This is a genomic window from Mesorhizobium sp. M7A.F.Ca.CA.004.12.1.1 (genome assembly GCF_003997835.1).
In the GTDB taxonomy this organism is placed as follows: Bacteria; Pseudomonadota; Alphaproteobacteria; order Rhizobiales; family Rhizobiaceae; genus Mesorhizobium.
In genome coordinates this window covers 1-4,691 of record NZ_RZRK01000488.1, presented here as the reverse complement: position 1 = coordinate 4,691, position 4,691 = coordinate 1, and the positions used below count along the sequence as shown (strand labels likewise).

The following is a 4,691-nucleotide window of genomic DNA, read 5'->3' as shown; positions in this document are numbered from 1 at the left end:
GATCTTGTCGTCCGGCCGCGTGCGCCCACCTCCCAGGCCGACCACGGCGAGCCCGATATCGCGGGTGGCGATGCCGGTGACGAAGCCGTTTGCGGTCGCGTTGACGGCAAATTCGATCGCCGCCGCTGGCAGATACTTTTCCGGTTTCTCGATGAAATCGGCGGGGCCGCCAAGCGCGGCCACCATGCGTGCGAAGGTGGCGGCGGCGCGGCCGCTGGCGAGTGTCTCGGTGGCGCGCCGCATGCCATCCTGGTTGGACGACACCAGCCCGGCCGACTGCAGCATTTCGGCGGCCAGCGCCAGCGTCACGTCCTCGAGCCGACGGTCACGATACCGGCCGGTGAGGAAATCAACGGCGTTGCGCACCTCGACGGCGTTGCCGGCGGCCGACGCCAAGGGCTCGTTCATGCCGGTGATCAACGCCGAAGCCTTTAGTCCGGCGCCGTTGGCGATCTCAACCAGGCTGTTGGCGAGTGCGGTGGCGTCGCGCGATTTTTCCATGAAGGCGCCGTTGCCGACCTTGACGTCGAGCACCAGCGATTGCAGCCCGGCCGCCAGCTTCTTCGACAGGATCGAAGCGGTGATCAGCGGCACCGATTCGACCGTGCCGGAGACGTCGCGGATCGCGTAGAGCCGTCGATCGGCGGGCGCGAGGTCGGCGGTCTGGCCGATGATGGCACAGCCTGTTTCGAGCACCGCCTTGCGAAACAGCGCTACATCGGGCTGGCTGATGTAGCCGGGAATGGCATCCATCTTGTCCAGCGTGCCGCCGGTGTGGCCAAGGCCGCGGCCCGAGATCATCGGTACATAGGCGCCGCAGGCGGCGACGATCGGCGCCAGCATCAGCGAGACATTGTCGCCGACGCCGCCGGTCGAATGCTTGTCGGTGACCGGGCCGGGCAGGTCCGACCAGTCGAGCACATCGCCGGAATCGCGCATCGCCAGCGTGAGCGCCACGGCCTCGTCGCGGTTCATGCCGTTGAAGAACACCGCCATGGCGAAGGCGCCGGCCTGGCCATCGGTGACGGCGCCCGACGTCACGCCCGCGACGAAGCCGGCGATCTCCTCTTCCGACAGCCTGAGGCCATCGCGCTTGCGGCGGATGATTTCCTGGGGAAGCATCAGATCTCCAGCAGTCCGTCGCGGAACACGCGTTGCAGGATCGTCGCCAGCCGCGCGCCACCGACCGGGGCCATGTCCTTGGTCTCCTGGTGCGAAAGCTCGGCCCCGGTCATGCCGGCGGCCAGATTGGTGATGACCGAACAGGCGGCGACGCGCAGTCCTAGGAAGCGGGCGAGAATGACCTCCGGTACGGTCGACATGCCGACCGCATTGGCGCCCATGATGCGCGCCATGCGGATCTCGGCCGGCGTTTCGAAGCATGGACCGGAGAACCACATATAGACGCCCTTGTGCAGGGTGGTGCCGGTCGCATTTGCCGCCCGTTCGATGGCCTGGCGGATGCCGGCATCATAGGCTTCAGTCAGGCCGACGAAACGCCGGTCGCTTGGTTCGCCGATCAGCGGATTGGTGCCCGAGAAATTGATGTGGTCCGATATCAGCATTACCGAGCCAGGCGGCATGTCCGGATCGACCGAGCCGGCGGCATTGGTGAGGATCAGTTTCGTGATGCCGATGCCGGCAAGCACTTCCAGCACCGGCCGCATCGCCGCGGCGTTGCCGTGCTCGTAGTAATGGGCGCGGCCCGACAGCATCAGCACCGGCACGCCGGCAAACAGCCCTGCCACCACTTCGCCGGCGTGCCCGGTGACACCGCTTCTGGGAAAACCGGGCAGGTCGGCATAGGAGATGCGGATCGGGTCCTCGATCTGGTCGACCAGACCGCCGAGGCCCGAACCGAGCACCAGGGCCGTGGCCGGCGCCAGGCCGTCCAGCCTTTCGACGAGATGATCCAGGGTTTTTTCCGTCATCGCTGCCAGCTGTTCATTTGAGCCCGTTGTTCATTTCAAAATATCGCCGCGGAAACCGTAAGGCAGCATGTCGCCCATGGTCACGGTCTCGGCCACACCTGCATTGTCGCAGAGATAGAGCTTTGTTTCCGGCCGGCAGAATTCGGCCAGCCGCTGCCGGCAGCCGCCGCAAGGCGAGCATTTCGCCATGCGTTCGGCGATGACGGCGATTTCCACGATCTTGCCGCCGCCGCCCATGATGTAGTGGCCGAGCGCCGTGGTCTCGGCGCACCAGCCTTCCGGATAGGAGGCGACTTCGATGTTGGCGCCGGTAAAGACGCGCCCGTCCTCGGTGCGCAAGGCAGCGCCGACCGGAAACTTAGAATAGGGCGCGTAGGCCTTGGCCATGGCGGCCTTGGCGGCCTCGAACAGATCATGCGACATTCAGGTGTTCTCTCCGATGATCGTGTTCAAAACCCGGCGCAAAGCCGACCTGCCGCTCAACGTTCCTTGACATAAGGTACGCCGCCGGCGCGTGGCGGGATTGCCTTGCCGATGAAGCCGGCGAGCAGGATGACGGTGAGGATGTAGGGCAGCGCCTGCATGAACTGCGCAGGCACCTTGCCGATGATGGGCAGCGGTGATCCCTGCAGGCGGATCGACGCCGCGTCCAGGAAGCCGAACAGAAGGCAGGCGAACATGGCGTTGACCGGCTTCCACTTGGCAAAGATCAAGGCTGCCAGCGCGATATAGCCCTTGCCGGCGGTCATGTCCTTCACGAAGCCGCCATTTTGCACCATCGACAGGTAGGCGCCGGCAATGCCGGTGAGGATGCCGGTGCAGATCAGCGCCCTGTAGCGCAGCCAGGCGACCGATATGCCGGCAGTATCGACGGCGGCCGGGTTCTCGCCTACGGCGCGCAGCCTGAGGCCAAAACGGGTGCGAAACAGCACCCACCAGGTGAACGGCACCATCAGGAAGGCAAGATAGACCAGGATCGAGTGGCCCGACAGGAGCTCGGCATAGATCGGTCCGATGATCGGAACGCCGCGGATGGCCTCGGCGCCCGGCAAGGTGATGGCCTCGAAGCGCTCGCCCGGTTGCAGCGCCGGCGTGCGCCCGCCCTGCTGGAACCAGGCCTGGCCGAGGATGATGGTCGAGCCGGCGGCGATGAAATTGATCGCCACGCCGGAGACGATCTGGTTGCCGCGATGGGTGATCGAGGCAAAACCGTGGATCATGGCAAAGGCGACCGAGATCAGGATCGCCATGCCGAGGCCGAGAAAGGCCGAATGGAACACGGAAGCGGCGGCCGCACCGGCGAAGGCGCCGACCAGCATCTTGCCTTCGAGACCGATGTCGAAGATGCCGGCGCGTTCCGAATAGAGGCCGGCGAGGCAGGCAAGCAGCAGCGGCACCGAAAGGCGGATGGTGGAGTCCAGTGTCTGGATGATCGCGTTGAACACATCCATCTCAGGCACCTTTCCCCTTGACCGCTTCCATGCCCACCGATCGCGGACTGAACGAGGCGAACAGCGCCTGGATGTAGGGCCGGAACATGTGCTCGAGGGCACCGGCAAACAGGATCACCAGGCCTTGAATGATGACGATCATGTCGCGGCTGATCGCCGGCATCTCGAAGGCGAGTTCGGCGCCGCCCTGGTAGAGCATGCCGAACAGGATCGCCGCCAGCACGATGCCGACAGGGTGCAGGCGGCCCATCAGCGCCACGGCGATGCCGACGAAGCCGGCGCCGGAAACGAAGTCGATGGCGACATTGTGCTGATCGCCCATCACCGGATTGAGTGCCATCATGCCGGCCAGCCCGCCCGAGATCATCATGGCGGTGATGATGATGCGGGTTTCGGAGATGCCGGCATAGCGTGCCGCTTTCGGGCTGTGACCGTAGGTGCGCATTTCATAGCCGAGCTTGGTGCGCCAGATCAGCAGCCAGACCAGGAAGGCCATGACCAGCGCCAGCAGGAAGGTGACATTGAGCGGCGCCGAACGGATCTTGGCGCCGAACAGCTCGATGATCCAGTTGAGCTTGGGCAATTCCGCGCCGGCGAGGAAGTTACGCGTCTGCGGCGCTTGCGAGGCGGCTGGCTTCAACGGGCCGACCAGCAGGTAAACCATGATCGAGGCGGCGATGAAGTTGAACATGATGGTGGTGATGACGATGTGCGAGCCACGCTTGGCCTGCAGATAGGCCGGGATGAGCGCCCACAATGCGCCGACCGTCGCCGCAGCAATGATCGCCAGCGGGAAGGTCAGCCACCATGGCAGTGTGCTGTCGAAGCTCAGGCAGACGATGGCGATGCCGAGGCCGGCGATGTAGGCCTGCCCTTCGGTGCCGATGTTGAACAGGCCGCAATGCGCGGCCACCGCCACCGAAAGCCCGGTGAAGATGAAGGTGGTCGCATAAAAGAGGGTGAAGGCGATGCCTGTGCCTTTGCCGAAGGCGCCCTCGACCAGGATGACGGCTGCGCGCAGCGGATTCTCGCCGACCAGAAGCACGACGAAGCCGGCGACGACGAAGGCGACGAACAGATTGATCAGCGGGATCAGGCCATAGTCGGCCCAGGCCGGCAGTTTGGCGTAGGGCGCGCTCAAAGTGCTGCCTCCTGGTGCTCGATGCCAGCCATCAGCAGGCCGAGCTCGCCCTCGGTCGCTTCGGGGCCGCGTTCGCCGACGATGCGGCCCGCAAACATCGCCAGGATACGGTCGGACAGCGAACGGATCTCGTCCAGCTCGACCGACACCACCAGCACCGCCTTGCCC

5 protein-coding genes and 1 pseudogene are annotated in these 4,691 nt (G+C 65.1%); all 6 read right to left on the bottom strand.

Annotated features, from left to right (window positions below; all coding sequences use genetic code 11):
• The coding region (deoA, locus tag EN984_RS23215) for a thymidine phosphorylase (protein ID WP_127383967.1) at positions 1-1,122 on the bottom strand (1,122 nt) is incomplete at its 3' end.
• Positions 1,122-1,931, bottom strand: coding sequence for a purine-nucleoside phosphorylase (locus tag EN984_RS23210; RefSeq protein WP_127266926.1), 810 nt, complete (start codon positions 1,929-1,931; stop codon positions 1,122-1,124). The genes deoA and EN984_RS23210, both read right to left, overlap by 1 nt.
• Positions 1,932-1,961: 30 nt before the next feature.
• Entirely contained in the window at positions 1,962-2,354 is a 393-nt protein-coding gene (cdd, locus tag EN984_RS23205) for a cytidine deaminase (RefSeq protein WP_127266925.1), read from the bottom strand.
• Between the two features lie 56 nt (positions 2,355-2,410).
• A complete protein-coding gene (locus tag EN984_RS23200; RefSeq protein WP_127266924.1) occupies positions 2,411-3,382 on the bottom strand; it encodes an ABC transporter permease in 972 nt (323 codons plus the stop codon).
• 1 nt (position 3,383) lies between these two features.
• Positions 3,384-4,523 (bottom strand): ABC transporter permease, encoded by a 1,140-nt coding sequence (locus tag EN984_RS23195; protein ID WP_127266923.1) that lies wholly within the window; start codon positions 4,521-4,523, stop codon positions 3,384-3,386.
• Positions 4,520-4,691 (bottom strand): annotated as a pseudogene (locus EN984_RS23190) (heme ABC transporter ATP-binding protein); the annotation flags it as partial. The gene EN984_RS23195 and the pseudogene EN984_RS23190, both read right to left, overlap by 4 nt.

What these genes read in the sequence shown, in the direction of transcription:
- EN984_RS23210 (WP_127266926.1), bottom strand. Translation starts at nt 1,931, where the DNA reads ATGACGGAAAAAACCCTGGATCATCTCGTCGAAAGGCTGGACGGCCTG.
- EN984_RS23200 (WP_127266924.1), bottom strand. Translation starts at nt 3,382, where the DNA reads ATGGATGTGTTCAACGCGATCATCCAGACACTGGACTCCACCATCCGC.
- cdd (WP_127266925.1), bottom strand. Translation starts at nt 2,354, where the DNA reads ATGTCGCATGATCTGTTCGAGGCCGCCAAGGCCGCCATGGCCAAGGCC.